Annotated in this window: 26 protein-coding genes and 4 tRNA genes; 19 read left to right on the top strand and 11 right to left on the bottom strand. The window is 72.5% G+C overall.

Annotation, left to right across the window (positions count from 1 at the left end; translation table 11 throughout):
- Window position 1: 1 nt before the first annotated feature.
- From G5V58_RS13065 to G5V58_RS13040, 6 genes are all read left to right on the top strand, one after another.
- Window positions 2-805, top strand: coding sequence for a regulatory protein RecX (locus G5V58_RS13065; RefSeq protein ID WP_230486595.1), 804 nt, complete (start codon window positions 2-4; stop codon window positions 803-805).
- A 64-nt stretch (window positions 806-869) separates the two neighbouring features.
- Window positions 870-1,628, top strand: coding sequence for a thioesterase family protein (locus G5V58_RS13060; RefSeq protein WP_165233317.1), 759 nt, complete (start codon window positions 870-872; stop codon window positions 1,626-1,628).
- Between the two features lie 26 nt (window positions 1,629-1,654).
- A complete protein-coding gene (locus G5V58_RS13055) occupies window positions 1,655-2,356 on the top strand; it encodes a GNAT family N-acetyltransferase (RefSeq protein ID WP_165233314.1) in 702 nt (233 codons plus the stop codon).
- Between the two features lie 13 nt (window positions 2,357-2,369).
- Window positions 2,370-3,218 carry a PPK2 family polyphosphate kinase gene (locus G5V58_RS13050; RefSeq protein ID WP_165239061.1) on the top strand — a complete coding sequence of 283 codons (849 nt, stop codon included), beginning with the start codon at window positions 2,370-2,372 and terminating at the stop codon, window positions 3,216-3,218.
- 93 nt (window positions 3,219-3,311) lie between these two features.
- Window positions 3,312-3,980, top strand: a complete 669-nt coding sequence (locus G5V58_RS13045) for a HipA family kinase (RefSeq protein WP_230486593.1) — start codon at window positions 3,312-3,314, stop codon at window positions 3,978-3,980.
- Window positions 3,977-4,360, top strand: coding sequence for a DUF3037 domain-containing protein (locus G5V58_RS13040; RefSeq protein WP_165233311.1), 384 nt, complete (start codon window positions 3,977-3,979; stop codon window positions 4,358-4,360). Before G5V58_RS13045 ends, G5V58_RS13040 begins: the two co-directional genes overlap by 4 nt.
- Here the strand turns inward: G5V58_RS13040 and G5V58_RS13035 are convergent.
- The 5 genes from G5V58_RS13035 to G5V58_RS13015 form a co-directional block, all read right to left on the bottom strand.
- Complete coding sequence (locus G5V58_RS13035) at window positions 4,357-4,923, bottom strand: hypothetical protein (RefSeq protein WP_165233308.1); 567 nt, start codon at window positions 4,921-4,923, stop codon at window positions 4,357-4,359. The two genes, G5V58_RS13040 and G5V58_RS13035, sit on opposite strands and share 4 nt — an antisense overlap.
- Before the next feature lie 81 nt (window positions 4,924-5,004).
- Window positions 5,005-5,748, bottom strand: coding sequence for a sirohydrochlorin chelatase (locus tag G5V58_RS13030; protein WP_165233305.1), 744 nt, complete (start codon window positions 5,746-5,748; stop codon window positions 5,005-5,007).
- Between the two features lie 39 nt (window positions 5,749-5,787).
- Complete coding sequence (locus G5V58_RS13025) at window positions 5,788-6,534, bottom strand: phosphoadenylyl-sulfate reductase (RefSeq protein ID WP_165233302.1); 747 nt, start codon at window positions 6,532-6,534, stop codon at window positions 5,788-5,790.
- A complete protein-coding gene (locus G5V58_RS13020) occupies window positions 6,531-6,701 on the bottom strand; it encodes a hypothetical protein (RefSeq protein WP_165233299.1) in 171 nt (56 codons plus the stop codon). Before G5V58_RS13020 ends, G5V58_RS13025 begins: the two co-directional genes overlap by 4 nt.
- Window positions 6,698-8,419: a nitrite/sulfite reductase gene (locus G5V58_RS13015; RefSeq protein ID WP_165233296.1), complete on the bottom strand. Its 1,722-nt coding sequence runs from the start codon at window positions 8,417-8,419 to the stop codon at window positions 6,698-6,700. Before G5V58_RS13015 ends, G5V58_RS13020 begins: the two co-directional genes overlap by 4 nt.
- A gap of 306 nt (window positions 8,420-8,725) precedes the next feature.
- Between G5V58_RS13015 and G5V58_RS13010 the strand changes: the two genes are divergently transcribed.
- Window positions 8,726-10,168, top strand: coding sequence for a glycine hydroxymethyltransferase (locus G5V58_RS13010; RefSeq protein ID WP_165233293.1), 1,443 nt, complete (start codon window positions 8,726-8,728; stop codon window positions 10,166-10,168).
- A 55-nt stretch (window positions 10,169-10,223) separates the two neighbouring features.
- Entirely contained in the window at window positions 10,224-11,621 is a 1,398-nt protein-coding gene (locus G5V58_RS13005; protein WP_165233290.1) for a cation:dicarboxylate symporter family transporter, read from the top strand.
- Window positions 11,622-11,643: 22 nt separating this feature from the next.
- Here G5V58_RS13005 and G5V58_RS13000 read toward each other — a convergent pair whose 3' ends face one another.
- On the bottom strand, window positions 11,644-13,314 hold the full coding sequence (locus G5V58_RS13000; protein ID WP_165233287.1) for an acyl-CoA dehydrogenase family protein: 1,671 nt from the start codon (window positions 13,312-13,314) through the stop codon (window positions 11,644-11,646).
- Window positions 13,315-13,332: 18 nt separating this feature from the next.
- Between G5V58_RS13000 and G5V58_RS12995 the strand changes: the two genes are divergently transcribed.
- The 3 genes from G5V58_RS12995 (at window position 13,333) to G5V58_RS12985 (ending at window position 15,774) form a co-directional block, all read left to right on the top strand.
- Window positions 13,333-14,280 carry a YihY/virulence factor BrkB family protein gene (locus G5V58_RS12995; RefSeq protein WP_165233284.1) on the top strand — a complete coding sequence of 316 codons (948 nt, stop codon included), beginning with the start codon at window positions 13,333-13,335 and terminating at the stop codon, window positions 14,278-14,280.
- A gap of 10 nt (window positions 14,281-14,290) precedes the next feature.
- Complete coding sequence (locus G5V58_RS12990; protein WP_230486592.1) at window positions 14,291-15,397, top strand: potassium channel family protein; 1,107 nt, start codon at window positions 14,291-14,293, stop codon at window positions 15,395-15,397.
- Window positions 15,398-15,549: 152 nt separating this feature from the next.
- Window positions 15,550-15,774 carry a hypothetical protein gene (locus G5V58_RS12985; RefSeq protein WP_165233281.1) on the top strand — a complete coding sequence of 75 codons (225 nt, stop codon included), beginning with the start codon at window positions 15,550-15,552 and terminating at the stop codon, window positions 15,772-15,774.
- 179 nt (window positions 15,775-15,953) lie between these two features.
- Here G5V58_RS12985 and G5V58_RS12980 read toward each other — a convergent pair whose 3' ends face one another.
- Window positions 15,954-16,223 carry a DUF3263 domain-containing protein gene (locus G5V58_RS12980; RefSeq protein WP_165233278.1) on the bottom strand — a complete coding sequence of 90 codons (270 nt, stop codon included), beginning with the start codon at window positions 16,221-16,223 and terminating at the stop codon, window positions 15,954-15,956.
- 281 nt (window positions 16,224-16,504) lie between these two features.
- Between G5V58_RS12980 and G5V58_RS12975 the strand changes: the two genes are divergently transcribed.
- From G5V58_RS12975 to G5V58_RS12965, 3 genes are all read left to right on the top strand, one after another.
- Entirely contained in the window at window positions 16,505-17,332 is an 828-nt protein-coding gene (locus G5V58_RS12975) for a glycosyltransferase family 2 protein (protein WP_196240509.1), read from the top strand.
- A 444-nt stretch (window positions 17,333-17,776) separates the two neighbouring features.
- Window positions 17,777-18,826 (top strand): hypothetical protein, encoded by a 1,050-nt coding sequence (locus tag G5V58_RS12970; protein WP_165233272.1) that lies wholly within the window; start codon window positions 17,777-17,779, stop codon window positions 18,824-18,826.
- Between the two features lie 76 nt (window positions 18,827-18,902).
- A complete protein-coding gene (locus G5V58_RS12965; protein WP_165233269.1) occupies window positions 18,903-19,103 on the top strand; it encodes a hypothetical protein in 201 nt (66 codons plus the stop codon).
- Between the two features lie 10 nt (window positions 19,104-19,113).
- Here G5V58_RS12965 and G5V58_RS12960 read toward each other — a convergent pair whose 3' ends face one another.
- Window positions 19,114-19,272 carry a hypothetical protein gene (locus G5V58_RS12960; protein WP_165233266.1) on the bottom strand — a complete coding sequence of 53 codons (159 nt, stop codon included), beginning with the start codon at window positions 19,270-19,272 and terminating at the stop codon, window positions 19,114-19,116.
- A 185-nt stretch (window positions 19,273-19,457) separates the two neighbouring features.
- Here G5V58_RS12960 and G5V58_RS12955 point away from each other — a divergent pair, with 185 nt between their 5' ends.
- Together G5V58_RS12955 and G5V58_RS12950 are read left to right on the top strand one after the other, a co-directional pair.
- Window positions 19,458-19,892 (top strand): hypothetical protein, encoded by a 435-nt coding sequence (locus tag G5V58_RS12955; protein WP_165233263.1) that lies wholly within the window; start codon window positions 19,458-19,460, stop codon window positions 19,890-19,892.
- 1,274 nt (window positions 19,893-21,166) lie between these two features.
- Entirely contained in the window at window positions 21,167-22,144 is a 978-nt protein-coding gene (locus G5V58_RS12950; RefSeq protein ID WP_165233260.1) for a hypothetical protein, read from the top strand.
- A gap of 279 nt (window positions 22,145-22,423) precedes the next feature.
- Here G5V58_RS12950 and G5V58_RS12945 read toward each other — a convergent pair.
- From G5V58_RS12945 to G5V58_RS12935, 3 genes are all read right to left on the bottom strand, one after another.
- Window positions 22,424-22,498: transfer RNA gene (locus G5V58_RS12945), tRNA-Val, on the bottom strand.
- 19 nt (window positions 22,499-22,517) lie between these two features.
- Window positions 22,518-22,588 (bottom strand) — tRNA-Cys (locus G5V58_RS12940).
- 31 nt (window positions 22,589-22,619) lie between these two features.
- Window positions 22,620-22,692: transfer RNA gene (locus tag G5V58_RS12935), tRNA-Gly, on the bottom strand.
- A gap of 102 nt (window positions 22,693-22,794) precedes the next feature.
- On the opposite strand from G5V58_RS12935, the gene G5V58_RS12930 reads away from it, so the two are divergent.
- From G5V58_RS12930 to G5V58_RS12920, 3 genes are all read left to right on the top strand, one after another.
- Window positions 22,795-23,622 carry an aminotransferase class IV gene (locus G5V58_RS12930; RefSeq protein WP_165233257.1) on the top strand — a complete coding sequence of 276 codons (828 nt, stop codon included), beginning with the start codon at window positions 22,795-22,797 and terminating at the stop codon, window positions 23,620-23,622.
- A gap of 23 nt (window positions 23,623-23,645) precedes the next feature.
- Window positions 23,646-23,720, top strand: a tRNA-Val gene (locus tag G5V58_RS12925).
- A gap of 186 nt (window positions 23,721-23,906) precedes the next feature.
- Complete coding sequence (locus G5V58_RS12920; protein WP_165233254.1) at window positions 23,907-26,213, top strand: hypothetical protein; 2,307 nt, start codon at window positions 23,907-23,909, stop codon at window positions 26,211-26,213.
- Window positions 26,214-26,287: the final 74 nt, after the last annotated feature.

The following is a 26,287-nucleotide window of genomic DNA, read 5'->3' as shown; positions in this document are numbered from 1 at the left end:
CGTGCACGACGAGACGAGACCGGCGCCCGACTGGCTCGGTGACGTGAGCGAGGGCGTCGACGCCTGGACGCGCCGTACGCCGGGCGAGCGGCCGGCCACCCCCGGCGAGGACGCCGGGGGCCGCGGGCCGGCGGCGCGCACCAGCTGGGGCACCCGGTCCGAGGAGCCTGCGGGCGGGGGCCAGCGTCGGCGCCCGGCCCGCGGCCGCAGCTCGGCCCGCCGCGGCCGGCGCGACCGCGAGGAGCAGCGACCCGACGCCCACCTGCCGCGCGACCCGGCCCGCGAGGCGCCGGCGGCCGATCCCGAGTCGGTGGCGCGCACCATCCTGCTCGACCAGCTCACCGGCCGGGCCCGCAGTCGCAAGGAGCTGGGCGACAAGCTCGCGGCCAAGGACGTCCCGGCCGAGGTGGCCGACGGCGTGCTCGACCGGTTCGAGGAGGTCGGGCTGGTCGACGACGGCGCCTTCGCCCGGACCTGGGTCAGCCAGCGGCAGCCGGCCTCGGGCGGCGGCAAGGGGCTGGCCCGCCGGGCCCTGGCCCAGGAGCTGCGCCGCAAGGGCATCGACGACGAGACCGCCCGCGAGGCCCTGGACGAGCTCGACCCGGCGGCGGAGGAGGAGGCGGCCCGCGAGCTGGTGCGGCGCAAGCTGCGCTCGCTGAGCCGGGTCGACGACGCCACCGCGACTCGGCGACTGGTCGGCATGCTGGGCCGCAAGGGCTACTCCAGCGGTCTGGCCTTCAGCGTGGTCAAGGACGAGCTGCGCGACGCCGGGCGCGAGGAGCCCCAGGAGCCGCACTCGGTCTGACGAGCACCGCAGCCGGCGCGAGCCAGGCGAGAGCCCGCCGGCGCCTGGGTGGAGCATGGGGGCGATGTCCGCCTACTTCCACCGCACCGGTGAGCACACGTTCGCCCCGACCGAGCACGTCAGCGGCGCCTGGGACCTCGACCAGCAGCACGTCGGGCCCTCGCTGGGCCTGCTCACCCACGCGGTCGAACAGAGGGCCGGCGACAAGGTGGCGACCCGCCTCGGCTTCGACATCCTCGGCGTGCTGCCGATGGAGGAGGTCGAGGTGCGCACGAGCGTGCTGCGCGCGGGGCGGACCGTCGAGCTGGTCGAGGCGGTGCTCAGCCACGCCGGTCGACCGGCGGTGAGCCTGCGGGCGTGGCTCATGGACGTCCGCGACACGAGCGCCGTCCGGGGCAGCGCGGAGGCGGAGCTGGCCGGGCCCGGGGAGCTCGCGCCCTGGGACCCGACCACGGTCTGGGGCGGCGGCTACCTCGCCTCGGCGCAGGTGCGCCGGGACGAGCGGGAGCCCGGGCGCGCGCAGTACTGGGTGCGCACCGACACCGTGCTGCTGGCGGACGAGCCCACCAGCCGGCTGAGCCGGGCGGCGGCGCTGTTCGACATCGCCAACGGCATGACCGTGCGCGAGTCACCCGAGCGGGTGCGCTTCCCCAACGTCGACCTCACCGCGCACCTGGTCCGACGCCCGGCCGAGGGCTGGCTGGGCTTCGACACCACGGTCACCTTCGGTCCGGAGGGCCACGGGCTGACCCGCAGCGTCCTCCACGACGAGCACGGTCCGCTCGGGGCCGTGGCGCAGACCCTGACGGTGCGGCCGCAGTGACTCCGGGATGAGGCCACAATGGGCTCGTGTCCGTCCCCGTCGTCGTGGTCGACCGCGATCGCGAGCTCCACGGTGTGGCGCGTCCGGGGGAGTCCTGGGCCGCGGCCGCGCGGCGCACGTGCGCCAGCCTGCACGCCGACCCCGAGCCGGTCGACCTGTCCGGTGAGGTCAAGCGCTTCGTCGTCGACCACGACACCCGGGTCACCACCCGGGCGATGACGCGAGGCGATCTCGACGACGTGGTCGCGTGGCGGCGCAGCGAGGCGGTCGAGCGCTGGTGGTCCCAGGGCGAGCTGGCCGACGCCGACATCGCCGAGAAGTACGCCGAGCGCGTCGACGGTCGCAGCCCCACCCGGATGTGGGTGATCGAGGTCAACGGCCGCTCGGTCGGGTTCGTGCAGGACTACCGGATCGGCGACTACCCGGAGTACGCCGTCCTCGGCCCGGATCCCGACGCCATCGGCGTGGACTACGCGATCGGCGCCGACCAGTGGCGCGGTCGTGGGCTCGGCCCGCGCGTGCTGTGGGCCTGGATGCAGCGGGCGCGGAGCCGTTTCCCGGAGGCGACGACCTACTTCGCGGCGCCCGACCACCGCAACGCCGCCAGCCTGCGGGTGCTGGCCAAGGCGGGCTTCGCGGAGGGGCTGTGGTTCGACGAGCCGCAGGCGGGCGGGGGCGTCACCACGGTGGTCGGCTGCACGCTCGACGTGCCGACGGTCATAGGTTGAGCCCGTGACGACGCTGACCGCCGCGGACCTGCGGCTCCCACCCGGCCCGGTCGACCTCAGCGCGCTGGACAGCGGGGCGACCCCGGGCTTCGACGGCGACAAGAAGGCCGGCAAGGGCGCGCTCATGGCGCTCGGCGACGAGCTGTCGGACCTCCAGGAGCGGCTGTACGCCGAAGGCGTGGCCGACGTCGGCCACGGCCGCGCCCTGCTGCTGGTGCTGCAGGGCATGGACACCTCCGGCAAGGGCGGGGTGCTGCGCCACACCGTCGGGCTGGTCGACCCCCAGGGCGTCTCGATCCACTCCTTCAAGCGGCCGACGGAGGAGGAGCTGCAGCACGACTTCCTGTGGCGCATCCGCAAGGCGCTGCCCGACAAGGGCCGCATCGGCGTCTTCGACCGCTCGCACTACGAGGACGTGCTCATCGGCCGGGTGCGTGAGCTGGCGCCGAAGAAGGAGATCGAGGAGCGCTACGACGCCATCAACGCCTTCGAGACCGAGGCCCTCGGCGCCGGGATCACGATCATCAAGTGCATGCTGCACATCTCGGCCGAGACCCAGCGCGAGCGCCTCCTGGCCCGCCTGGACGACCCGCAGAAGCACTGGAAGTTCAACCCCGCCGACGTCGACGAGCGCGCGCTGTGGCCGAAGTACCAGGAGGCCTACGAGATCGCGCTCGAGCGCACCAACACCGAGGTCGCGCCCTGGTACGTCGTGCCGAGCGACCACAAGTGGTACCGCAACCTGGCCATCGGCCAGCTGCTCCACGAGACCCTGCTGGCCATGAACCCGCAGTGGCCGGCCGCCGACTTCGACGTGGAGGAGCAGCGCCAACGCCTGCTCACCGAGGTCCCCCTGCAGTGATCCCGACCGTCGGCGTCACCCGCTACGTCACGCCGCTGCGCGAGGGCGGGGAGCCTGCCCGGCCTCGTCGAGGCCGACGACCTGGGCACCTACGTGTGCAAGTTCCGCGGCGCCGGCCAGGGACTGCGCGTGCTGGTCGCCGAGGTCGTGGTGGCCGGCCTGGCCGAGCGGATCGGGCTGCGCACCCCGCGGATCGTCGCGCTCGACCTCGACCCGCAGATCGCGCGGTACGAGGCCGACGAGGAGGTCCAGGACCTGCTCAACGCCAGTGCCGGGCTCAACCTCGGCACCGACTTCCTGCCCGGCTCGTTCGGCTTCGACGGCCACGTGCCCGCCGGCAGCACCGACCCTGCGCGGGTGCTGTGGCTCGACGCGTTCGTGGCCAACGTGGACCGGTCCTGGCGCAACCCCAACCTGCTGCTGTGGCACGGCAACCTCTGGGTCATCGACCACGGGGCCAGCCTCTACTTCCACCACGCCTGGGGCGGGGGTGTCACCGACCCGGCGCGGTTCGCCGCCCAGCCGTGGAGCGTGGACGACCACGTCTTCCGCGACCACGTGTCCGACCTCCCGGGGGTTGACGCCGAGCTGGGCGCGCTGCTGGGGGAGCAGGTCTTCGTCAACGTGCTGGCCGAGGTCCCCGACGAGTGGCTGGAGCCGGTGCCCGGCGCCGACGACGCCGAGGCCGTGCGCGCGGCGTACGTCGCCTTCCTCAGCGCCCGGCTGGGCACCCGCCAGTGGCTCCCGGGAGCGGCGGCGTGAGCGGGAGGCTGGCCTACGAGTACGTCGTGCTCCGGTGCGTGCCGCGCGTGGACCGCGAGGAGTTCCTCAACGTCGGGGTCGTCCTGCACTGCCAGATGGCGGACTTCCTCGACCTCGCCTGGCACGTCGACGCCGACCGGCTGCGCGCCCTGGATCCCCGCGTGGACGTCGCGCAGGTCGAGGAGTCGCTCGCCTTCGCGCACGCCGTCTGCGCCGGCCACCCCACCTCCGGCGCGGCCGGCGCGGAGCCGTTGCGCCAGCGGTTCGGCTTCCTCAAGGCGCCGCGGAGCACCGTCCTGCAGCCCGGGCCGGTGCACGGCGGCGTCACCACCGACCCGGCCCGTCAGCTCGAGCGCCTCCTGGAGCAGCTCGTCGGCTAGTGGTGGTGCTTCTTCTTGTAGGAGCAGCTCAGGACGCCGGCCAGGGTGACCGCGCTCGTCGCGCCCTCGTTCCACATCGCGGGGCCGAAGCCGACGCCCATCAGCTTGCCCTTGCGCGCGAAGGTGACCTGGCCGAAGCCGGGCACGGGGAAGGGCGGCACGTCGAGCGAGCTCCAGACCGGACCGTTGGGGTCGGAGCTGCGGAAGACGATCGTGGGGTTGCCCGGCGCGTAGTCCGCGAGCGGCACGTCGTAGTCCCGGTCGAACCCGGCGAATGCGGGCACGACCACGATGAGCCGCCACGCCTTGTCCGTCGACGTGGCGACGGCGGAGAACCGCTTGCGGCGCGACTGCTGGTAGCACTTCGCCTTGGTGAACGTCGCGAGCTCGGCGCTGCTGTCCGGACCGAGGACCGTCACCTCGTGCTGGGCCCCCGCGCGGTCGTGGTCAGGACCGGCCAGCGCCGACCCACCCGGAGCGAGGGCGAGCGTCATCGCGAGGAGTGCAGGGAGGAGTGCGGTGCGCAGAGCAGTGCCGAGAGCGGCGGTGCGGACGCGGGTCATGCCGCGAACCTAGACCGGGTCGGCCCCGGCGCGGATGACCTGTTCAGGCCATACCGCGACCGACCCCGTGCTGCTGGGGCCTCAGACGGGGACGAGCTCGACGGCGCCGACGGCGTACCGCGCAAGGACCGCCCGGGCCAGGTTCGGGTGCGCGCCCAGCGGCTCGGAGACCGCCACCGCACCGGCCTCGACCGCGAGCTCCGCGGCCCGGTCCGGCAGGAAGCCGGGAGCCAGGAACAGCGAGGCGACGGCGATGTGTCGGCGCCCCTCGGCGCGGAAGGCCCGCACGGCCTCGCCGGTGGCCGGCGGCGCGGAGGAGGCGAAGGCCGCGGTGACCGGCAGCCTGTGGTGGGTGCCCCACAGGCGACCGAGGCGGGCCACGGACTGGTTGGCCAGCGGGTCGCTGGACCCGGCCGCGGCCAGGACCAGGGCGTCGAGCTCGCGGACCCGGGCGTCGGCCAGCGCGGCGCGCAGCCGCTCGTCGAGCACCTCGAGGAACGACGCCTCGAGGCCGAGGATCGACGAGGCCTGGATGCGCACGTGCGGGTGGCGCTCGGAGGCGGCCGCGATGGAGGCGGGCACGTCGACCTTGGCATGATAGGCCTCGGTGAGCAGCAGCGGGACCACGACGATCTCCTCGTGGCCGGCCTTGACCAGCCGGTCCACGACGGTGTGGAAGTCCGGCTTGGAGAGCTCGAGGAAGGCGGCCTCGACCTTGAGGTCCGGGCGCAGGGCGCGGACCTCGTCGACCAGGGCCTTCACCGTGGCGGCGGAACGGCGGTCGCGGCTCCCGTGAGCCAGCGCGACCAGGGCAGGAGCGGCCATGTCAGGCCTCCCTTCTTTCCAGGAGCGTCCGGGTGCGGTTCATGAGTGGATGCCGCACTCGGTCTTGCCGGTGCCGGCCCACCGTCCGCTGCGGGCGTCTTCGCCCGGGGCGACGCGGCGGGTGCACGGAGCGCAGCCGATCGACGGGTAGCCGTCGTAGACGAGCGGGTTGACCAGCACCCCGTTCTCGGCGATGTAGCGCTCGACCTGCTCGTCGCTCCAGCGCGCGAGCGGGGAGACCTTGACCTTGCCCTTCTTGGCGTCCCAGCCGACGACCGGCGCGATGACCCGGTTGTGGGTCTCGGCGCGGCGCAGGCCGGTGGCCCAGGCGTCGTACGACGCGAGCGCGTCGGCGAGCGGCTTGACCTTGCGCAGCGCGCAGCACAGGTCCGGATCGGTCTTGTAGAGGTCCTTGCCGTACTCGGCGTCCTGCTCGGCCACGCTCTGCACGGGCGTGATGGTGAGCAGCGTGACGTCGAGGGTGGAGGCGACCGCGTCGCGGGTGCCGATGGTCTCCACGAAGTGGTAGCCGGTGTCCAGGAAGACCACGTCGATCCCGGGCACCACCTTGGAGGCGATGTGGGCCAGGACGGCGTCGCCCATCGAGGAGGTGACGCAGAACCGCTCGCCGAAGGTCGCGGCCGCCCACTCGATGATGGTCTCGGCCGGCGCGAGCTCCAGCTCGGCGCCCCAGTGCGACACCAGGTCGCGCAGCTCCTCGGGGGAGCGGCCCTCGGTCTGGATGCCGCGCGAGGCGCGGGCCAGCTCGGTCGACGCCGCACTCATGACGCGCTCCCGGTCGGACGCACCAGGCCGAGCATCTTGAGCGAGAACGCCCGCAGGCACGAGCGGCACTCCCACTGGCCGTGGCCCGGGCCGTCGGAGGCCTCGTGCGGCCACAGGTCGGTGTCCCCGCAGTAGGGGCAGTGGAAGGGGATGCCGCGCTCGCTCATGCGCTCGCTCCCGTCAGGCTCTTGTCGCCGCGGAGCAGCTCCTCGTCGGCCCGGGCCACCCACGCGGCGAAGGACTCGCCCGCGGTCCGGCCGGTCAGGTAGTTGCCGACGACCACGCCGACGTACTCGCCGAGCCCCTCGCTGGTCACCTTGTGCGCGCGCAGCTTGCGGCCGAAGTTGGCCTCCAGCCCCGTCGCGCCGCCGAGGTGGACCTGGAAGCCACCGACCTGCTGGCCCTCGTGCATGACCAGCTGGCCCTTGAGCCCGATGTCGGCGACCTGGGTGCGGGCGCAGGCGTTGGGGCAGCCGTTGACGTTGACCGTGATCGGCACGTCCAGCTCGGGGAAGCGCTGCTCGAGCTCCTCGACGAGGTCCGCCGCGCGCGCCTTGGTCTCGACGATGGCCAGCTTGCAGAACTCGATGCCGGTGCAGGCCATGGTGTTCTGCCGCCAGTTCGACGGCCGGGCCGGGAGCCCGATGGCGTCGAGGTCGGCCAGCAGCGCGTCGAGGCGGTCGGGGGCGACGCCGATGAGCACGATCTTCTGGTACGGCGTGAGCCGGGCGCCGGCCGCGCCGTGCTTCTCGATCAGGTCGGCCAGGGCGACCAGCTTGGTGCCCGAGACCCGGCCCGCGATCGGGGCCACGCCGACGTAGAAGTCGCCGTCCTGCTGCTCGTGCACGCCGACGTGGTCGCGGTGACCGACGGGCGAGGCCGGGGACTCGCAGGAGACCAGCTCGCGGCCGAGGTACTCCTTCTCCAGCACCTCGCGGAACTTCTCGATGCCCCAGTCGGCGACCAGGAACTTCAGCCGGGCCCGCGAGCGCAGTCGCCGGTAGCCGTAGTCGCGGAAGATCGAGGCCACGCCGGCCCACACGTCCGCGACCTCGTCGGTGGGGATCCAGACGCCGGCCTTCTGGGCGAGCATCGGGTTGGTGGACAGCCCGCCGCCGACCCACAGGTCGAAGCCCGGGCCGTGGACCGGGTGCACGGTGCCGACGAAGGCCACGTCGTTGGTCTCGGGGGAGACGTCGTGGCTCGGGTGGCCGGTCAGCGCGGTCTTGAACTTGCGCGGGAGGTTCGAGAACGCCGGGTCGCCGATGTAGCGGCGCTTGATCTCGGCCAGGGCCTCGGAGCCGTCGATGATCTCGTCCTTGGCCACGCCGGCGACCGGCGAGCCCAGGAACGGCCGCGGGGAGTCGCCGCACGCCTCGGTCGAGTCGAGCCCGGCCGCGTCCAGCCTGTCCCAGATGGCGGGGACGTCCTCGATGCGGATCCAGTGGTACTGGATGTTCTCGCGGTCGGTGACGTCGGCGGTGTCGCGGGCGTACTCCACGCCGATCTCGCCCAGCGCGCGCACCGCGGAGGCGTCCAGCAGCCGGCCGTCGGAGCGGACCCGGAGCATGAAGTACTCGTCGTCGAGCTCCTCCTCCTCGAGCATGGCGGTCTTGCCGCCGTCGAAGCCCGGGGCGCGCTGGGTGTAGAGCCCCATCCACCGGAACCGGCCGCGCAGGTCGGCGGGGTCGATGGAGGCGAAGCCGCGCTTGGAGTAGGTGTGCAGGATCCGGTCCCGCACGTGGAGCGGGTCGTCGTCCTTCTTGGACTGCTCGTTCTTGTTCAGCGGCTCGGTGTAGCCGAGCGCCCACTGACCCTCACCGCGCTTGGGGCGCGGGATCTGGGTGTGCTCGGCCTTCTTGGCGCTGAACCGGGGATCGGACATGCGGTGTCGGAGTCCTTCGCTGGGGGTGCCGCGCGCTTCGTCGAGCGCGACCGGGTTGACTGGTTCCGGCAGGGTCAGCGAGACCGACAGATCATGCTGCGCGTGCGCCCGAAGTCCACGTGGCGGCGTACCACGAGGTGCGTGTGGGTCACAGCGCTGATCACGTCCACCAGTCTCAGGTCGTGGACCCCCGACCCACAAACGGCTATCTCGTGATGCGAGACGCGTGACCGCGATGTGAGACGGGCCGGCGTCGTCCAGGCGGGGGATTGCGTCGGACGTGTCCTGGCTCACTAGGCTCCGACCATGGCCGACGTCGACGCCCTCATCAGCTCCGCCTACCAGCAGATCCTCGAGGTCATCGGCTCGGTCGAGCCGCGCATCGCGGACGCGACCCGCCAGGAGCTGGTCGACCAGCGCGCCTCGCTCAAGCTGATCGCCAGCGAGAACTACGCCTCGCCGGCCGTGCTGCTGACCATGGGCACCTGGTTCAGCGACAAGTACGCCGAGGGCACGGTCGGGCACCGCTTCTACGCCGGCTGCCAGAACGTCGACACCGTCGAGTCCCTCGCCGCCGAGCACGCCCGCGAGCTGTTCGGCGCACCGTACGCCTACGCCCAGCCGCACTCCGGCATCGACGCCAACCTGGTGGCTTTCTGGTCGATCCTCGCGCACCGCGTGGAGGGGCCGTGGCTGGAGAAGGCCGGCGCGAAGAACGTCAACGACCTCACCGACGAGGACTGGGAGACGCTGCGCCACGAGCTCGGCAACCAGCGGCTGCTCGGGATGAGCCTGGACGCGGGCGGCCACCTCACGCACGGCTTCCGGCCCAACATCAGCGGCAAGATGTTCCACCAGCAGCAGTACGGCACCGACCCCGCCACCGGCCTGCTCGACTACGACCAGGTCGCGGCCAAGGCGCGCGAGTTCAAGCCGCTGATCCTGGTGGCCGGCTACTCGGCGTACCCGCGCCGGGTGGACTTCGCCAAGATGCGCGAGATCGCCGACGAGGTCGGCGCCACCCTCATGGTCGACATGGCCCACTTCGCCGGTCTGGTGGCCGGCAAGGTCTTCACCGGCGACGAGGACCCGGTCCCGCACGCGCACGTCGTCACCACGACCACCCACAAGTCGCTGCGCGGGCCACGCGGCGGCCTGGTGCTGGCCCAGGAGGAGTTCGCCTCCTCGGTCGACCGCGGCTGCCCCATGGTCCTCGGCGGCCCGCTCTCGCACATGATGGCGGCCAAGGCCGTCGCCCTGGCCGAGGCCCGGCAGGACTCGTTCCGGACCTACGCGCAGAACATCGCCAACAACGCCCAGTCGCTGGCCGAGGGCTTCCTCAAGCGCGGCGCCACCCTGGTCACCGGCGGCACCGACAACCACCTGGTGCTCCTCGACGTCTCGTCGTTCGGCCTGACCGGCCGCCAGGCGGAGTCCGCGCTGCTGGACGCCGGCGTGGTGACCAACCGCAACTCGGTCCCGGCCGACCCGAACGGCGCGTGGTACACCTCCGGCATCCGGCTCGGGACCCCGGCGCTGACCACGCGCGGCTTCGGCCACGACGAGTTCGACACCGTGGCCCAGCTCATCGTCCAGGTCCTGCAGAACACCCAGCCCGGCACGACCAAGGACGGCGCCGCCTCCAAGGCCTCCTACGTCCTCGCCGACGGGGTGGCCGACAAGGTCAAGGACGCCTCCTCGGAGCTGCTGGACAAGCACCCGCTGTACCCCGGCCTGACCCTCGACTGAGCGTCCGGCCCGCGTCCGATGTGACGCAGGCCACCCGTTGGGGTACTCGCACGGCATGAGCGAGGCCACCAGCACGGACGAGACGGACCGGACCGCACCGCCGCGGGACCGCACGCACTTCCTCTACATCGCCGTGATCGCGGCGGTGCTCCTCGGCATCCTGCTCGGCCTGGTCTTCCCGGACTTCGCCGTGAAGCTGAAGCCGCTCGGCACCGGGTTCGTCTCGCTGATCACGATGATGATCCAGCCGGTCATCTTCTGCACGATCGTGATCGGCGTCGGGTCGGTGGCCAGCGCCGCCCGCGTCGGCAAGGTCGGCGGGCTCGCGCTCGGCTACTTCCTGGTCATGTCGACGGTCGCACTGGCCATCGGCCTGGTGGTCGGCAACATCATCAAGCCCGGCGACGGCCTGTCCATCACCGACGCCACCGCCAGCGCCGGCCAGGCGCAGGCCGAGGCGGGCCACGGCAGCACGACCGACTTCCTGCTCGGCATCATCCCGGACTCGCTGTTCTCCTCGCTGACCAGCGGTGAGGTGCTCCAGACCCTGCTCGTGGCCCTGCTCATCGGCTTCGCGCTGCAGCGGATGGGCGAGGCCGGTCGGCCGATCCTCAAAGTCATCGAGGTGCTGCAGCGACTCGTCTTCCGGGTGCTGGCCATGATCATGTGGGCCGCCCCGATCGGTGCGTTCGGCGCCATCGCCGCCGTCGTGGGCGAGACCGGCGTGGACGCGCTCAAGGGGCTCGCGCTGCTGATGGTCGCGTTCTACCTCACCTGCGCGCTCTTCGTCTTCGTCGTGCTCGGGACCATCCTGCGGCTCTTCGCCGGGGTGAACCTGTTCGCGCTGCTGAAGTACCTCGGCCGCGAGTTCCTCCTCATCCTCTCGACGTCCTCCTCGGAGTCCGCGCTCCCGCGCCTCATCGCCAAGATGGAGCACGCCGGCGTGGACAAGGCCACGGTCGGCGTCGTGGTGCCGACCGGCTACTCCTTCAACCTCGACGGCACCGCGATCTACCTGACCATGGCCTCGCTGTTCATCGCCGAGGCCCTGGGCGACCCGCTGTCCATCGGCGAGCAGATCTCGCTGCTCGTCTTCATGGTCATCGCCTCCAAGGGCGCCGCGGGCGTGACCGGCGCCGGCCTGGCCACCCTGGCCGGCGGCCTGAGCTCGCACCGCCCCGAGCTGGTCGACGGCGTCGGCGTGATCGTCGGCATCGACCGCTTCATGTCCGAGGCCCGCGCCCTCACCAACTTCGCGGGCAACTCCGTGGCCACCGTGCTCGTCGGTCACTGGACCGGAGGCCTGGACCGCGAGCGGCTGGACCGGGTGCTCTCCGGCGAGCTGCGCTTCGACGAGCGCGACTACATCGACGACGACCGCGAGCCCGCGGAGCCGGCCGAGCCGGTCGGGGTCGGTGCGCCGAGCGGTACGCCGGGGCGCGATCAGACCTGAGCCCCGTCCACTCCGGGCGGTCTCAGGCCACGGTCGGCGTGGTCCGCTCCACGACCGCCCGGAGCGCCGAGCGGCCGACGTCCAGCGCGCCGAACGTGCCGTCGTACGACGGGCCGAGCCGCGACGCGCAGAACACGTCGGCCACCTCGGCGGGGGAGAAGCGCACCAGCAGCGAGCCCTGCAGCACCGCCGCCATCCGGCCGGCCAGCCGCCGGGCGCCGCGCTCGAGGGCCTCCGCGTCGGTCATCAGCTCGCCGAGCAGGGCCAGGGTCTGGTCGATGGCCGCGTCCAGGCGGGTGTCGGCGCCGCGGGCCTGGCCGACCTCGGTGATCCAGGCGTCCAGCGCCTCCGGCTCGCGGCCCAGGGCGCGCAGGACGTCGAGGGCGTTGACGTTGCCCGAGCCCTCCCACACCGAGTTGAGCGGCGCCTCGCGGTAGAGCAGCGGCATCAGCGAGTCCTCGACGTACCCGTTGCCGCCCAGGCACTCCAGCGCCTCCGCGGTCATCGCCGGCGTCCGCTTGCAGACCCAGAACTTGGCCAGCGGCAGCGCGATCCGGCGCAGCGCCGCCTCGTGCGGGTCCACGAGGTCGTCGACCGCCGAGGCCAGGCGCAGCGCCAGCACCGTGGCGGCCTCGGACTCCACGGCCAGGTCGGCGACGACGTTCTGCATCAGCGGCTTGTCGGCCAGCAGCGAGCCGAACGCCGAGCGGTGGGCGACGTGCCACGACGCCTCCGAGACGGCCCGGCGCATCAGCCCGGCCGAGCCCAGCACGCAGTCCAGGCGCGTGGCCGCCACCATCTCGATGATGGTGCGCACCCCGCGGCCCTCGTCGCCCAGGCGCAGGGCGAACGTGCCGTCGAACTCCAGCTCCGAGCTCGCGTTGGACCGGTTGCCCAGCTTGTCCTTGAGGCGCACGACGTCGATCGGGTTGAGCGAGGCGTCCGGCAGCACCCGCGGGACCACGAAGCAGGTGACGCCGCCCTCGGCCTGAGCGAGCACGAGGAAGACGTCGTTCATCGGCGCCGAGGTGAACCACTTGTGCCCGTGCAGCGTGTAGGTGCCGTCGGCCTGCGGCACCGCCCGGGTCACGTTGGCCCGCACGTCCGAGCCGCCCTGCTTCTCGGTCATGCCCATGCCGCACAGGGCGCCGAGCTTCTCGCTCACCGGTCGCAGCCCGGGGTCGTAGGCGGTCGAGGCCAGCAGCGGCGTCCACTCCTTGGCCAGCGCGTCGTCCACGCGCAGCGCCGGCACCGCGGCGTACGTCATCGAGACCGGGCAACCGTGCCCCGGCTCGGTGTGCGACCAGGCCAGGAACCCGGCCGCCCGGCGCAGGTGGGCATCGGGGTCGCCGTCGGCCTGACGCTCCCACGGCGTCGCGCCGAGCCCGTGGCCCACGGCCCGGGTCATCAGCCAGTGCCAGGACGGGTGGAACTCGACCTCGTCGATGCGGTGGCCGTAGCGGTCGTAGGTCGTCAGCTCCGGGTGGTGCACGTTGGCCAGCCGGCCCTGCTCGCGCGCCTCCTCGCTCCCGGCCTCGGCCCCGAGCGGCAGCAGGTCGTCCAGCACCGCGCCCGAACCGTGCCGGACCACGGCCTCGGTGAGGGCCGCGTCGGCCGCGACGACGTTGTGACCGACCAGCGGCGGAACCTGGTTGGTGGCCGCCCGCAGGGCTGCACGATCAGGAGACCCCATGCCCCTACGGTAGAGGCCATGGTGGCCGAGCCCGTGCGGCCCGCCACCGCGGAGGACGAGGCGGGCGGCAGGGCCGACAGGAGCGGCGGGCCGCAGCCGGCCGTCGCCCCGTGGTGGCGTGGGCCGCTCGACACGCTGTGGCGGCTGGTCGTCTCCACGGTCAGCTCGTGCCTGCGCTACCGGGTCACCGGGCTGGCGGCCGAGGCGGCGTTCTTCGCGGTCCTGTCCGTCCCACCGCTGGCCTTCGGCCTGGCCGGCGGCATCGGCTACGTCACCAACCAGTTCGACCCCGGTCAGGTCGAGGAGATGCGCCGGGCCGTCCTGGACTTCTCCGGTCGGCTGCTCACCGAGCGCGCGGTCGACAAGGTCATCGAGCCGACCCTGAACGACGTGCTGCGCGGCGGCCGCTTCGACATCATCTCGCTCGGCTTCGTGCTCGCCCTGTGGTCGGGCAGCCGCGCCCTGAACGTCTTCATCGACACCATCACCGTGATGCACGGCCTGGGCGGGCACCGCGGCATCGTCCGGACCCGGGCGCTGGCCTTCCTGCTCTACGTGCTCGCGCTCGTCACCGGCATCGCCGCGATCCCGCTGATGCTCGCCGGGCCGCGCCTGGTCCGCGACACGCTGCCGGACCGGTTCGGCTTCCTCCTGTCGTTCTACTGGCCCGTGATCGGCGTGGTCTGCATCTGCTTCCTGGCCACGCTCTACCACCTGTCGGTGCCGGTGCGGACCCGGTGGCGCTTCAACCTCCCGGGTGCGGTGTTCTCGCTGGTGGCGTGGATCGTCGGCAGCTACCTGCTCCGGTGGGTGCTCACCGTGACCGCCGCCGACTCCCGGTCCATCTACGGACCCCTGGCCGCGCCGATCGCCGTCCTGCTGTGGCTCTACCTCGTGGCGATCGCCGTCCTCATCGGGGCCGCGGTCAACGCGGCCTTCGACAAGATCTTCGTCGGCGAGCGGTAGCGTCACGGCCGTGTCGGACAGCAGCGCGGACCCCTGGGCGCAGGGGTCGAGCGGTCGCGGCACCGTCTCGCTCCCCGAGCGCGCGGTCTCCCCGTGGTGGGCGCTGACCCGGCGGCTGCTGGCCGCGCTCGCGATCATGACCGGCACGGTGCTGCTGGTCTACTTCGATGCCGAGGGCTACCGCGACAACAACGCGCCCGAGAACGGCATCACCCTCATCGACGCGATCTACTACACGACCGTCACCCTGAGCACGACCGGCTACGGCGACATCGCGCCCGTCGCGCCGCACGCCCGGCTCATCAACGCCTTCGTCATCACCCCCGCCCGCATCGCGTTCCTGGTCCTGCTGATCGGGACGACCCTGGAGGTCCTGGCCTCCCAGGGTCGCGAGCTGATCCGCATCTCCCGCTGGAGGAAAGCCATGGGCCACCACGTCGTCGTCATCGGCTACGGCACCAAGGGCCGCAGCGCGGTCGAGACGCTGCTGAGCAGTGGGCTGGAGCGTGAGGCGATCGTCGTCGTCGACCCCGGCCAGGCCGCTCTCTCCGACGCGCACGCCGACGGGCTCGCCGTCGTCACCGGCGACGCCACCCGACGCGAGGTGCTGCGCCGCGCCGGCGTCGCGGACGCCGACCAGGTCATCATCACCACCAACCGCGACGACTCCAACGTGCTGGCCATCCTCACCGTGCGCCAGCTCAACCCCGAGGTCTACATCGTGTCCTCGGCCCGCGAGCACGAGAACGCGCCGCTCATGAAGCAGTCCGGCGCGAACTCCGTCATCACCTCCTCCGACGCCGTCGGCCGCCTCCTCGGCGTCTCGTCGCTCTCGCCCACCCTGGGCTCGGTCATGGAGGACCTGCTGACCTACGGGGAGGGGCTCGAGGTGGCCGAGCGCGACCTGCTGGTGACCGAGGTGGGCTGCCAGCCGCAGTCGCTGCCCGACCAGGTGATCGCCGTGGTCCGCGACGAGAAGGTCTACCGCTACTTCGACCCGGTGGTGACCCAGCTGGCCCGCGGCGACCGGCTCGTCGTCGTGCGGCCGGCCAAGGAGCTGCCGTGGGCCCCCCGCCCGGGCACCCACAACGAGGAGCTCTCCACCGACGACGAGTGAGCCTCGCCGGCATCCTCAGCGTCGCGTCATTCGAACACATGTTCGAAGTATATGCGACGCTACCGACATGGCGGGAGGGATGGGCGGGGGCTGGGGAAAACGGGGGGAGCGGCGTACCCCTGGCCGACCGGGTCCGCGCCGACCGCCCGCCGGTGCGGCAGGAGCCCGACCCCTGCCCGGCCCGGCACTGCTGGGTCTCCGGCGCCGTGGACGCCGAGGGCATCAAGCGCCCCGGGCTGCTCGTCGAGTGGCGCCAGGCCCACGGACGCTGGGAGGGCCGCGTGGTGTACGTCGCGCGGCTGCGACCGCTCGAGGCCGGCGGCGGCTGGATCACCGTGGAGGAGTGGCTCCCGGCCGAGCTGCTGAGCCCGCTCTAGGCCGGGGACGAGAAGGCCGCTAAATGAGTCGAACCGCTGGAGTCTCGGGTCACCAGCGGTTCGACGAGTGGAACGTTAGACCACGCGTGGGCCGGAGAGAAGGCGCAACGGCCGCGTCGGGCACAAACCCCCCGATCGGACTACGCGAACCACCCGAGTGACCCAAGTGCGGAGGGCTCTCAGTGCCCGGTCGGGCCACCGAAGCGGCCCAGGCGGCCCTCCTGGCGCTGCCGCTGACGGGCCTGCCGCTGCCGGCGCAGCCGCTTGACGAGCAACGGGTCGTGAGCGAGGGCGCCGGGGAGGTCGATGATCTCGGAGAGCGCCCGGTAGTAGGTCTCGGGCGTCAGGCCGAGCCGCTCGCGGATGGCGGCGTCCTTGGCGTCGGCGTACTTCCACCACTCGCGCTCGACGGTGAGGAGCTCGCGGTCGCGAGGGCTCAGGTCGACCATGCGCAGATCCTCTCAGGTGCCCTCCGACCGGTCAGAATCGGGGCGTTCTGGTGACCCAGGTCGCACTGCGGTGGTAAAGCGCGGGTGACAGTGGCCCGTCGCGGCAACGATTGCCCCACAGTCGGACCCCCTCCTGGACCCCAGTAACTGGGCTCTGACCTGCGAGGACGCCGTTCCTGTTACCCACCTGTGGAGGTTGGGAAGGACACCCCCGAGGGCATAGGTTCTCTCATGCAGCCGGTCTTTGGGGGGTCGGCTTCGACATGGGGGTTCAACTCGGCATGACGTTCTTCGGCACTCCGGCACGGAACACGAAGGATCCGCTGGTCAGCATCGTGGTCCCGGCGCTCAACGAGGCGCTGAACCTCTCGGTGGTCCTCCCGCAGCTTCCGCAGGTCCACGAGGTCATCCTCGTCGACGGCGGCTCGGTCGACGGCACCGTGATGGCCGCGCGCCGCGCGCTGCCCGGCATCATCACCGTGCTGCAGGGCCGCAAGGGCAAGGGCAACGCGCTGGCGGCCGGCTTCGCCCGGGTCACCGGCGACATCGTGGTCATGTTCGACGCCGACGGCTCGGCCGACCCGGCCGAGATCAGCCGGTTCGTCGACGCGCTCAAGCAGGGCGCGGACTTCGCCAAGGGCTCGCGGTACGTCGCGGGCGGCGGCTCGGCCGACATCACCCGCATCCGCAGCCTGGGCAACCGCTTCCTCAACGGTCTGTTCAACATCGGCTGGCGCTCGCGCTACTCCGACCTGTGCTACGGCTACAACGCCTTCTGGGCCGACCTGATCCCGCTGCTCGACCTGCCGGACCACAAGGCGCCCGCGCCCGCCAACGGCAAGATGCTGTGGGGCGACGGGTTCGAGATCGAGACCGTCATCAACTGCCGGTTCGCCGCGGCCGGCGTCTCCATCACCGAGGTGCCCTCGGTGGAGAAGCTGCGCATGTTCGGCGAGTCCAACCTGCGTGCCGTCTCCGACGGCATCCGGGTCCTCAAGACGCTGGTCACCGAGTGGCGCCGGGCCCGCCAGATCCGCCGGATGGAGCGCAAGCTCACCCAGCCGGCCCTGGCGCGGTCCGCCTCTGCCTCGGAGTCCCTGGCGGCCTGACGCGAGCGGTCCGGGCCCCGGCCCCGCCTCGGCGGGACCGGGGCCTCGTCCGCGCTCTGGCCCACCCTTGCGGGCTGATCCCCCCACGGGCATCCTTGGGGCGGGAGGCACGGGCGTGGGGGCCCGTGCCGTGGGGAGCACGGATCAAGGTGGGGGCCTTGTTGTTGGGGGGCAAGACGCGTGCGGAGCTCGCCGCGTCCAAGGAGCAGGCGTCGGACGAGGCGTCGGACCGGTCGTCGGACCGGTCCCCGGTGCGCGCCGAGGACCCGCCGCCGGAGGGCGTGCGGCCCCCTGAGCCGCTGACCAGCGCCGCGGGCTGAGCGCCCCCGGGCCGCCACCCGATCGGGTGCGTCCGCTCGGACGGTCTTCTCTGGTCGTCCGGGCCACGGGACACCCCCGGGAGCATGCTCCGAGGGTCCCAGCCCTACCCCACGGGGAGCTCCCATGCTCACGAAGATCCTGGGGGTCGCGCTCGCCGCGTCCCTCACGCTCGCTCTGCCCGCACCCTCACCAGCCGACACCTACATCGGGGACCCGGTCGCCCAGGACTTCACGACCAGCGCCGGCGGCTGGACCGCCGCGACGACGTACGAGGGGCTCTGCATCCCCCAGCTGCTCTGCCCCGGCGTCGACGAGCAGTACGCCGCCACCGGCGGCCCGGACGGCGACGGCTACCTGAGCACCCGGTTCAGCAGCGTCGCCTCGACCACCGCCGGCACCTCGACAGCGACGTGGCAGAGCCCGTCGTTCGTCTACCACGGCTTCGCCGGGGAGCGGCCGGCCTCGGTGACGTTCTCGATGAGCCTGCTGCGTGAGCTCGGTTCGCTGCTCGGCCTCGACGTGCAGAACACGTCGTCGTACCAGGTCGAGCTGGTCGACCAGACCAACGGCAACGCGGTCTCGGTCATCCCCGCCACCAGCATCGCCGCGGCGAGCGCGGGCTGGACCACCGTGAGCGCCTCGGTGAACCCGGCGCTGCTCAAGGTCGAGCGCAGCTACCGGATCCGGATCTCGTCGCGGTTCAACTCCCTGGCCGCCGTCGTGGGCACCGGGCAGGTGGGCTACGACAACGTCCGGCTCGTCACCGCCGACGAGAAGGGCGACACCGGACCCACGGTCCCGAACGGCGGCAGCGGCATCACCACCCGCACCCAGCTGCGCAGCCTGACCAAGACCTACATCCTGCCGGGCACCGCGCGGCTGCAGGGCGACAGGCTCAACATGAGGCTGCGCTGCCCGGCGCTGGCCGCGCCGTTGCCCTGCAAGGTCCAGGTGACCGGGCTGTCCGGCGGCAAGTTCTCCAAGCCCGCCACCGCCCGCAAGGTCATCAGCATCAGGGCCGGCGCGACCCGGACGGTGCGGATCCGCGTGAAGCCGAGGTTCGTCGCGACGTACCGCGGGGCGGTCAGGGCCCACCGCAAGATCTGGCTGAAGTCGACCGTCCGCGTCGGCACGGTCCGCGTCACCGTGCGCAAGCACGTGAAGCTCCGCTGACTCTCGGGACCCACGAGACCGGCCCCTCGCCCGCGCTGCGGGCGAGGGGTCGGGTGCGTGCGGCACACTGCTGCCCATGAGCCAGCCCGAGGCGCCTCCTCCTCTGTCGCCGCCTCCGTCGGTGCCCTACGGGCCGGGTGCGAGCGAGCCGGTCCCGGTCGCCTCCTCGTCGCCGAGCGCCGCCTCGACCGCCGGGCGCACCGCGGTCCGGTGGGGGATCCGCATCCTCCTGCCGTTCGTGCTGCGCGCCGTCTTCCGCGCGCTCTCGCGGCGCTGAGGAGCGCTGGTCAGGACAGCAGCAGCGCGCCGACCACCGAGACGACCAGGAAGGTGACGAGCGCGCCCGCCCACCCGGCGACCGGCCAGCCCAGGACCGCGCCCGCGAGCACCCCCAGGCCCAGCGCGATCCACACGCCGATCCCCGGGCCCTCCTCGTTCACCGGCACGCCGCGATCGTGGCACAGCCGAGTCACTCGGCGGACCACGCGAGGTGCCGGCGCGCCCGACTCGCTCGTGGAGCCGTCGCCCGCGTCTGCGTGTCCCCGATTCTGGGGCTGACCGGTAGGTTCCAGGACTCCTACGTTCGTGGCCGAGAACCTTTCGTCGTCTCGCGTCCACCACGGGAGCAGCCATGAAGAGAAGCCTGATCGCGGCTGTCGTCGTCGCACTGGCCACCACGCCGGTCGTCGTCAGCACAGCGGCGTCCGCGCAGGCAGCGGAGCCCTGTACGCCGTCCATCGCCATGGGCAAGCCGTTCCAGGACCCGGGCGGGTTCATCGTCTTCCCGGCGACCTACACCACCTGCGAAACCACCCGCGTCACCGTCAAGTTCCGCGACCGCGACGTGACTCCCAGCGGCTGGGCAGGCTCTGCAGGGACCGGTCCGGCCGGCTCGGGGACGACGTACGCCGGCACGTGCGCGCCCGACGGCAAGGCTCACCGCTGGGTCGGGTACGCCACGCTCAAGACCCCTACCGGCACCCTCATCGCGCAGACGCCGAAGGTCTACTTCAAGTCCGCACCGGTCGTGCGGAACTGCGCCCTTTGGTCGCCTCCGGCCACCTAGGAGACGGTCGTCACCACCCTGCTCACGCCACGGTGGATCTCCGTCACCCGGAGTGGCCGCGGCACCGCCTGGGGGATCGAAGCGGTGACGCGGCCTGATCTCGACACTACGTCGAGGTTGAATCCATGCTCGCTCGCCGCTGCGCGAGCGAGGCTCGTCCGACGAGGTGGGTGGCGGCAGACACCGCCGTGTCATCCTTTGCCACGAGGGCCGGTGGGGCGGCCTGGGGGTCGGCTGATCGGGGGATCGAGCCGAGTTCCGGTGCTCCGCCGGCCCCTCGTCACCGCCGGCCGACCCGGCCGCGCCGCGGCCGGTTGCGGACGCCCTGTACGCGCAGCCGCCCACCGGTCGGCGAGGTGGTAGACGCACCCCTCCCGCCCCACGAAGAACCCCCCGGGGCCGACACCCGGAGGGGCGCGTCCTGGCCACCGTAGGACGCGTCGTGGGGTGGGCTGGGACGCCCGGTTGCGGTTTCCCCAGGATCAGGGAGGTCGGTCGGGATGGGCGCGCGGCCCGCAGTTCGACAAGGGCGACCGGCCGAGTAGCCGTGGGACGTCGTCGCCGCTCGGCTGGGTGGCCGGGGGGCGTCGAGTCGGGAGGCGCCGCCGGCCCGCCGACGGCCCACCGGATGGCGCAGCCGCGTCCGGTGTTCTGGACGACGATCGGGTCGACGGCGGTCGGACTGCCCGGGACTCGCCCGGCAAGCGTGCAGGTCCTCCAGGACGAGAGCCGGGGGTGAAACGCTCCTGACCTGCGGTTCAGAGCTGGTCAGTGCTCCGGGCGTACGCAGGGCGTGTGTCGGCGCGACGACCGTTGCGTGGTGGTCATGTTCGTGGCCGCTGGCGCCGGCTGCCGACAGCCGGCCCGTCATCGACGGGGCTGGGAGGTCACCCGAGGTCGGCGGAAGCGACCACCCCTGACGAGCAACCACGCCACGGCCCGGGGTCCGTGCGTGCTCGGGCGCTCGCCTCACTGAACGGGCGGCCGCGCCGCCGCCTGGGGGATCGAAGCGGCGACACGACCTCAACCTCGACGCTACGTCCGGGTTCGCTCGATCGTCGCTCACCACGCTGTCGCCAACCTCACCCCGTGAGATGTACGGAACGTGAACACACCGTGGGACACTTTCCGCTCTGGGGCCGGCGGGGCGGCCTTGGGATCGGCTGATCGGGGGATCGGGTCGAACCCACGTGCCGCTCCGTCGGCGACAGCCACGGGCGCTCGACGCTGGTCTCGACGCAAGGTCGTCGGTCGGTGCATACCGGATCTAGGAGATGACGCGCGTCAAGACCGCGTTGCAGGGTTGTTCTCCACCGAGCTACCGGGGAGATCACATGGCGCGTCGCACAGCGCTGACGTCCGTGTCCGCCACCGCGGCGGTCATCGGAGCCGCACTCGTCGCTCTCAGCGCACCCGCCACGGCCGCAGCGACCGCGGACACCACGCCCCCGGCGCTCACCGCGCCCGCCCGCGGCGCGTTCGTGCCCAAGTCTCAGATCAGCGCCACCGAGCTCGACCGGTACGGCGACCCGACCAGCACCGAGCTCACCATGCTGGCGCAGTGGTCGGCCAGCGACCCCTCGCGCATCTGCGGCTACAGCACACGCGAGGTGTTCGAGGAGTACGCCACCGACTGGACTCCGTGGAGTCGTCAGACACGCCTGACGCGAGACGTGAGCGACTACGACGACCAAGAGGGCGGAGGGTCACTCAAGTTCAACGGCATCGACGTCCGGGCCCGCGACTGTGCCGGCAACATCTCCACCGCCTACATCGACCTCCAGCCGGTCGTCTTCCAACAGGACGGCCGCTCCTACGGCTACGGCAACCTCACCCCGCCCACCACCACTGGCGCCTGGTCGACCTCGAGCTGCGCATGCTGGTCGGCCGGCACCACCCTCAAGTCCAGCGCCAAGGGCGCCCGCCTGGACTTCCACCTCCCCGCCGGCCTCACCCCGGAGAAACCGGCCACGACCACCCCGCTCGCACTGGTCATGGAGCGGGCACCGGACCGTGGGAAGGCCCGCATCCTCGTCGACGGAGTCCAGGTGGCCTTCATCGACACCGGGTCGTCGACCAAGTTGCACCGCAGCGTCACGTGGACCGGCAGCGTCACCGCGGCCGTGCCGCACACCATCTCAGTGGTCAACGTCGCTACCTCTGGCCGGTCGCGCCTCGACGTCGATGCGTTGCTGACCAACGGCATCGCCTCGATGGGCCAGCCCTTGTGGTCCAGTTCCTCGGCGGGGTAGCTGACGAGGTGCCGTCACCTGAGGCAGACGGCGCCAGGCTCGGCACTGACTCGTGTCGGCTGGGATCGTCTGCACTGGCGCCTGTGCCACCTCTACCCGTCGCGTCGGGTCTCGACGACGTCTCGGGTGCGGCCCGAGCCTGTGGTCAGCGGTACTCAGGGTGTGTCGTCGCTCGCCTCAGCCTGTGTCGGGGACACGCCGGGCGTACCGACCTTCCGAGCGACAGAAGGCCCCGCCTCCGCGGAGAGCGGAAGCGAGGCCTGACCTGCGGGAAACAGCTGGTGGGCGATACTGGGTTTGAACCAGTGACCTCTTCCGTGTCAAGGAAGCGCGCTACCACTGCGCCAATCGCCCGGGATGGAGTTGTCGTGCGAGGTGGGTACGGGATTTGAACCCGTGTAGACGGATTTGCAGTCCGTTGCCTCGCCTCTCGGCCAACCCACCATCTTGGATGGGTCTGCCGAGACCCTCTCCGAGCGGACGACGAGGCTCGAACTCGCGACCTCAACCTTGGCAAGGTTGCGCTCTACCAACTGAGCTACGTCCGCCTGCTTCCGAGTCCGGTTGCCCGTCCTCGAGTGCGTGAGAACAGTAGCCGATGGTGTCGGGCAGACAAACTTCGCGGGGTCCTGGCGTGCCACGATGCGGTGGTGCGGGTGTGGGTGGGCGGCTCGGTGGTGGCGGATCCGACGGGGCCGGCGGTGGCGGTGAGCGACCACGGGTTCACGGTCGGGGACGGCGTGTTCGAGGCGGTCAAGGCGGTCGGCGGGCGGCCGTTCGCGCTGGGCCTGCACCTCGAGCGGCTGGCGCGCTCGGCCGTCGGGCTGGGCCTGCCGGAGCCGGACCTGGACGTGGTGCGCCGGGCGGTGGCGGCGGTGCTGGAGCCGGGGGAGGCGCTCAGCCGGATCCGGATCACCTACACGGCGGGTCCGGCACCGCTGGGCTCCGGGCGGGGCGACGGGGAGCCGACGCTGGTGGTCGTGGCGGCGCCCCTGCCGCCCGCGGCGGAGCGGGTGCGGGTGGCGACGGCCCCGTGGCCGCGCAACGAGCGGGGGGCGCTGGCCGGGCTCAAGACCACGTCGTACGCCGAGAACGTCGTCATGCTCGCCCACGCCCAGGAGCAGGGCGCGGAGGAGGCGGTGATGGCCAACCTCGCGGGCGACCTGTGCGAGGGGACGGGGTCCAACGTCTTCTACGTGCTCGACGGCGAGCTGCGGACGCCGTCCCTGGCCAGCGGGTGCCTGGCCGGGGTGACGCGGGCCCTGCTGCTCGAGTGGTACGGCGGGGGCGAGGTCGACGAGCCGCTCGCGCGGATCCAGCGCGAGGCGAGCGAGGTCTTCCTCGTCAGCACCACGCGAGACGTGCAGCCGGTGAGCCACTGGGACGGCCGCGCGCTGCCGGTGCCGGGCCCGGTCACCCAGGCCGCGGCGCGGGCCTGGGCCGAGCGCGAGGCGGCGATGCTGGAGCACCTCGGGTGATGCACTAGAGTCGCTCGTCGCCGGGGCGATTGGCGCAGTGGTAGCGCGCTTCGTTCACACCGAAGAGGTCACTGGTTCGAACCCAGTATCGCCCACCAGCAAGACCAGCAAGACCAGCAGCATCAGACAGCCACCCACTCGGGTGGCTTTCTGCATTTCCCGCGACGAGCACGGCGACGACCGTGTTTCGCTGGGCGAGCACGAAGCGGGGCACGGGGCTCGCGCGCGGAGCCCTGGGGGGCGTCCTCGGACCGGAATCCCAACCCCACAAGGACAACTCCACCATGCGACGTTCCCTCCCCCTCGCCGTCGCGTGCGCCCTCACGACGGCCTGGCTGCTGCCCGGCCAGTCGGCGTCGGCGGCGCCCGCGGCTCCTCCCTCCCAGGGCTACACCGCCAGTGCTCACGGCGACCTGCTCGACCTCGCGAAGGTCCAGGTCCTGCCGAGCCTGCTGCCCAACGCCGGCACGCTGACGACCCTCAGGGTCGGGCACGCGCAGGCGACCGCCGACGGCGCCAGCGCGACCCGCGCGACGGCGCAGTCGGCCAACCTCGACCTCGACCTGCTCGGCAACCGGTTGCCGGTCGACTCGGTGCAGACCGCGGCGCCGCCGACGTCGGGTCCGCTGAGCCGCGAGCTGGTCGACGTACCACTGGGCCCGCTGGCTGATGTGGGGTTGACCAGTGGCTCGGTGGTCGCGGCGGACGGTACGCCGTGCGTACCGTCCGTCGGCGGCCGCCGACTCGTCTCCAGGAGCACCACGACCCTGGCCACGGCGGCCGTCGGCGACGGCCTGCCGGGGGTGCCGTACCTGGCCCACGTCGGCGCCTCGGCGACCACCGCGACGACCGAGCTGGTGGACCGCCAGGACGGTCGCAGCGACGTGGTCTCGACCGCGACGACGACCGTCGGCGACCTCCGGCTGCTCGGCGGCCAGGTGCAGGTGCACGTCTCGGACCCGGTCACGCTGCGGGCGACCTCGAACGGCACGACGGGCACCGTGCAGCTGGTCGACCCGCCGACGATCACCGCGGTGGTCGGACCCCAGACGGTGCCGATCCCGCTCAACGGCCAGCCGGTCACGGTCCCGGTCGTGCTGCCCAGCAACCCGCTGCTCGACATCAGCCTGAGGATCACCGCCTTCACGCCGACCAACGCCTCCCAGGGCGCGCTCGGCCAGGCCACGCTGGACGACCTGCTGCGCGTCGAGCTGCGGGTCGGCCCGAGCGCGCTGCCGCTGGCCACGGTCAGCCTCGGCACGGCGCCGATGGCGGTCTCGGCCCAGGCGCCCGCGGGCGGCGTGGACTGCTCGGTCCCCACCAGCGACGACCCGGACGGCGACGGCCTGACCAACGCCGAGGAGCAGGCGGCCGGGACCAACCCCAACAACCCCGACACCGACGGCGACGGCGTCAAGGACGGCGCCGAGGTGCACACCTACGGCACCGACCCGAAGAAGGCCGACACCGACGGCGACGGGCTGTCCGACGGGGTCGAGATCGGCACGTCGCACACCGACCCGAAGGTCGCGGACACCGACGGCGACGGCCTGACGGACGGCAACGAGGTCAACGTGCGGCACACCGACCCCCTCAAGGCCGACACCGACGGTGACGGCCTCGACGACGGCGACGAGGTCACCCGTGGCACCGACCCGCTGGACACCGACACCGACAACGGCGGCGTGGGCGACGGCGCCGAGGTCCTCAACGGGACCGACCCGCTGAACCCGGCCGACGACGTCGCCGGCCTGGCCGACGCCGACCAGGACGGCCTCACCGACGGCGAGGAGGCCACGCTCGGCACCGACCCGCACGACGCGGACACCGACGACGACGGGCTGCTCGACGGCGCCGAGGTGCACGCCTACGGCACCGACCCGAAGAAGGCGGACACCGACGGCGGCGGCGTGCCCGACGGCACCGAGGTGGGCCGGCACTCCGACCCGCTCGACGCGGCCGACGACCTGCCGTCGGTCCCCGGCGGCCCAGGTGGTCCCGGTACGCCGGGCGACCCGGACGGCGACGGCCTGTCCACCACGCGCGAGCAGCAGCTGGGCACGGACCCGGCCAAGGCGGACACCGACGGCGACGGGCTCAGCGACGGCCAGGAGGTCCTCGGCCTGGCCGGCACGACGTGCCGGACCGACCCGCTGAGCCCGGACACCGACCACGACAGGCTGCTCGACGCCACGGAGTGGAACGGCTTCCGGATCAACCGCCGGGTCAAGCTGCGCCACCACCAGACCCAGGTCATCGGCGTCGTGCGGACCAACCCGTGCGGCAAGGACACCGACGGCGACGGGCTCGCGGACGGCAAGGAGGTCAAGGGCAAGCGGATCCACCAGCAGGTGCGCACCACGAAGGGCGTCGTGACCCTGCGGCGGCTGTTCAGCAACCCGGCGGTCAAGGACTCCGACCACGACGGCCTCACCGACCGCGAGGAGATCAAGGGCTCGCGCAACAAGGCCTACGACCGGCACCGCACCGACCCGCTGAACTACGACACCGACGGCGGTGGCGTGAGCGACGGTCGCGAGGTCCGGCTCGGCGCCGACCCCGCGGACTCGCGCAGCGCGCCGAGGCGGTAGCCCGGCCGGACGTGAGCGCCGCGCCCCGGGGAAACCGGGGCGCGGCGCCCGCGGGCCCGTCGTTACGATCGCCC

The organism is Nocardioides anomalus, from assembly GCF_011046535.1.
Lineage (GTDB): Bacteria > Actinomycetota > Actinomycetes > Propionibacteriales > Nocardioidaceae > Nocardioides > Nocardioides anomalus.
Note: the sequence above shows the minus strand (reverse complement) of the source record. Positions and strands in the feature narration are given on the sequence as shown.

Bases quoted from the DNA above. Each gene is read 5' to 3' on its own strand.
- G5V58_RS13060 (WP_165233317.1), top strand. From the start codon at position 870: ATGTCCGCCTACTTCCACCGCACCGGTGAGCACACGTTCGCCCCGACC.
- G5V58_RS13035 (WP_165233308.1), bottom strand. From the start codon at position 4,923: ATGACCCGCGTCCGCACCGCCGCTCTCGGCACTGCTCTGCGCACCGCA.
- G5V58_RS13030 (WP_165233305.1), bottom strand. From the start codon at position 5,748: ATGGCCGCTCCTGCCCTGGTCGCGCTGGCTCACGGGAGCCGCGACCGC.
- G5V58_RS13025 (WP_165233302.1), bottom strand. From the start codon at position 6,534: ATGAGTGCGGCGTCGACCGAGCTGGCCCGCGCCTCGCGCGGCATCCAG.
- G5V58_RS13020 (WP_165233299.1), bottom strand. From the start codon at position 6,701: ATGAGCGAGCGCGGCATCCCCTTCCACTGCCCCTACTGCGGGGACACC.
- G5V58_RS13015 (WP_165233296.1), bottom strand. From the start codon at position 8,419: ATGTCCGATCCCCGGTTCAGCGCCAAGAAGGCCGAGCACACCCAGATC.
- G5V58_RS13010 (WP_165233293.1), top strand. From the start codon at position 8,726: ATGGCCGACGTCGACGCCCTCATCAGCTCCGCCTACCAGCAGATCCTC.
- G5V58_RS13005 (WP_165233290.1), top strand. From the start codon at position 10,224: ATGAGCGAGGCCACCAGCACGGACGAGACGGACCGGACCGCACCGCCG.
- G5V58_RS13000 (WP_165233287.1), bottom strand. From the start codon at position 13,314: ATGGGGTCTCCTGATCGTGCAGCCCTGCGGGCGGCCACCAACCAGGTT.
- G5V58_RS12995 (WP_165233284.1), top strand. From the start codon at position 13,333: ATGGTGGCCGAGCCCGTGCGGCCCGCCACCGCGGAGGACGAGGCGGGC.
- G5V58_RS12980 (WP_165233278.1), bottom strand. From the start codon at position 16,223: ATGGTCGACCTGAGCCCTCGCGACCGCGAGCTCCTCACCGTCGAGCGC.
- G5V58_RS12975 (WP_196240509.1), top strand. From the start codon at position 16,505: ATGACGTTCTTCGGCACTCCGGCACGGAACACGAAGGATCCGCTGGTC.
- G5V58_RS12970 (WP_165233272.1), top strand. From the start codon at position 17,777: ATGCTCACGAAGATCCTGGGGGTCGCGCTCGCCGCGTCCCTCACGCTC.
- G5V58_RS12965 (WP_165233269.1), top strand. From the start codon at position 18,903: ATGAGCCAGCCCGAGGCGCCTCCTCCTCTGTCGCCGCCTCCGTCGGTG.
- G5V58_RS12955 (WP_165233263.1), top strand. From the start codon at position 19,458: ATGAAGAGAAGCCTGATCGCGGCTGTCGTCGTCGCACTGGCCACCACG.
- G5V58_RS12950 (WP_165233260.1), top strand. From the start codon at position 21,167: ATGACGCGCGTCAAGACCGCGTTGCAGGGTTGTTCTCCACCGAGCTAC.
- G5V58_RS12920 (WP_165233254.1), top strand. From the start codon at position 23,907: ATGCGACGTTCCCTCCCCCTCGCCGTCGCGTGCGCCCTCACGACGGCC.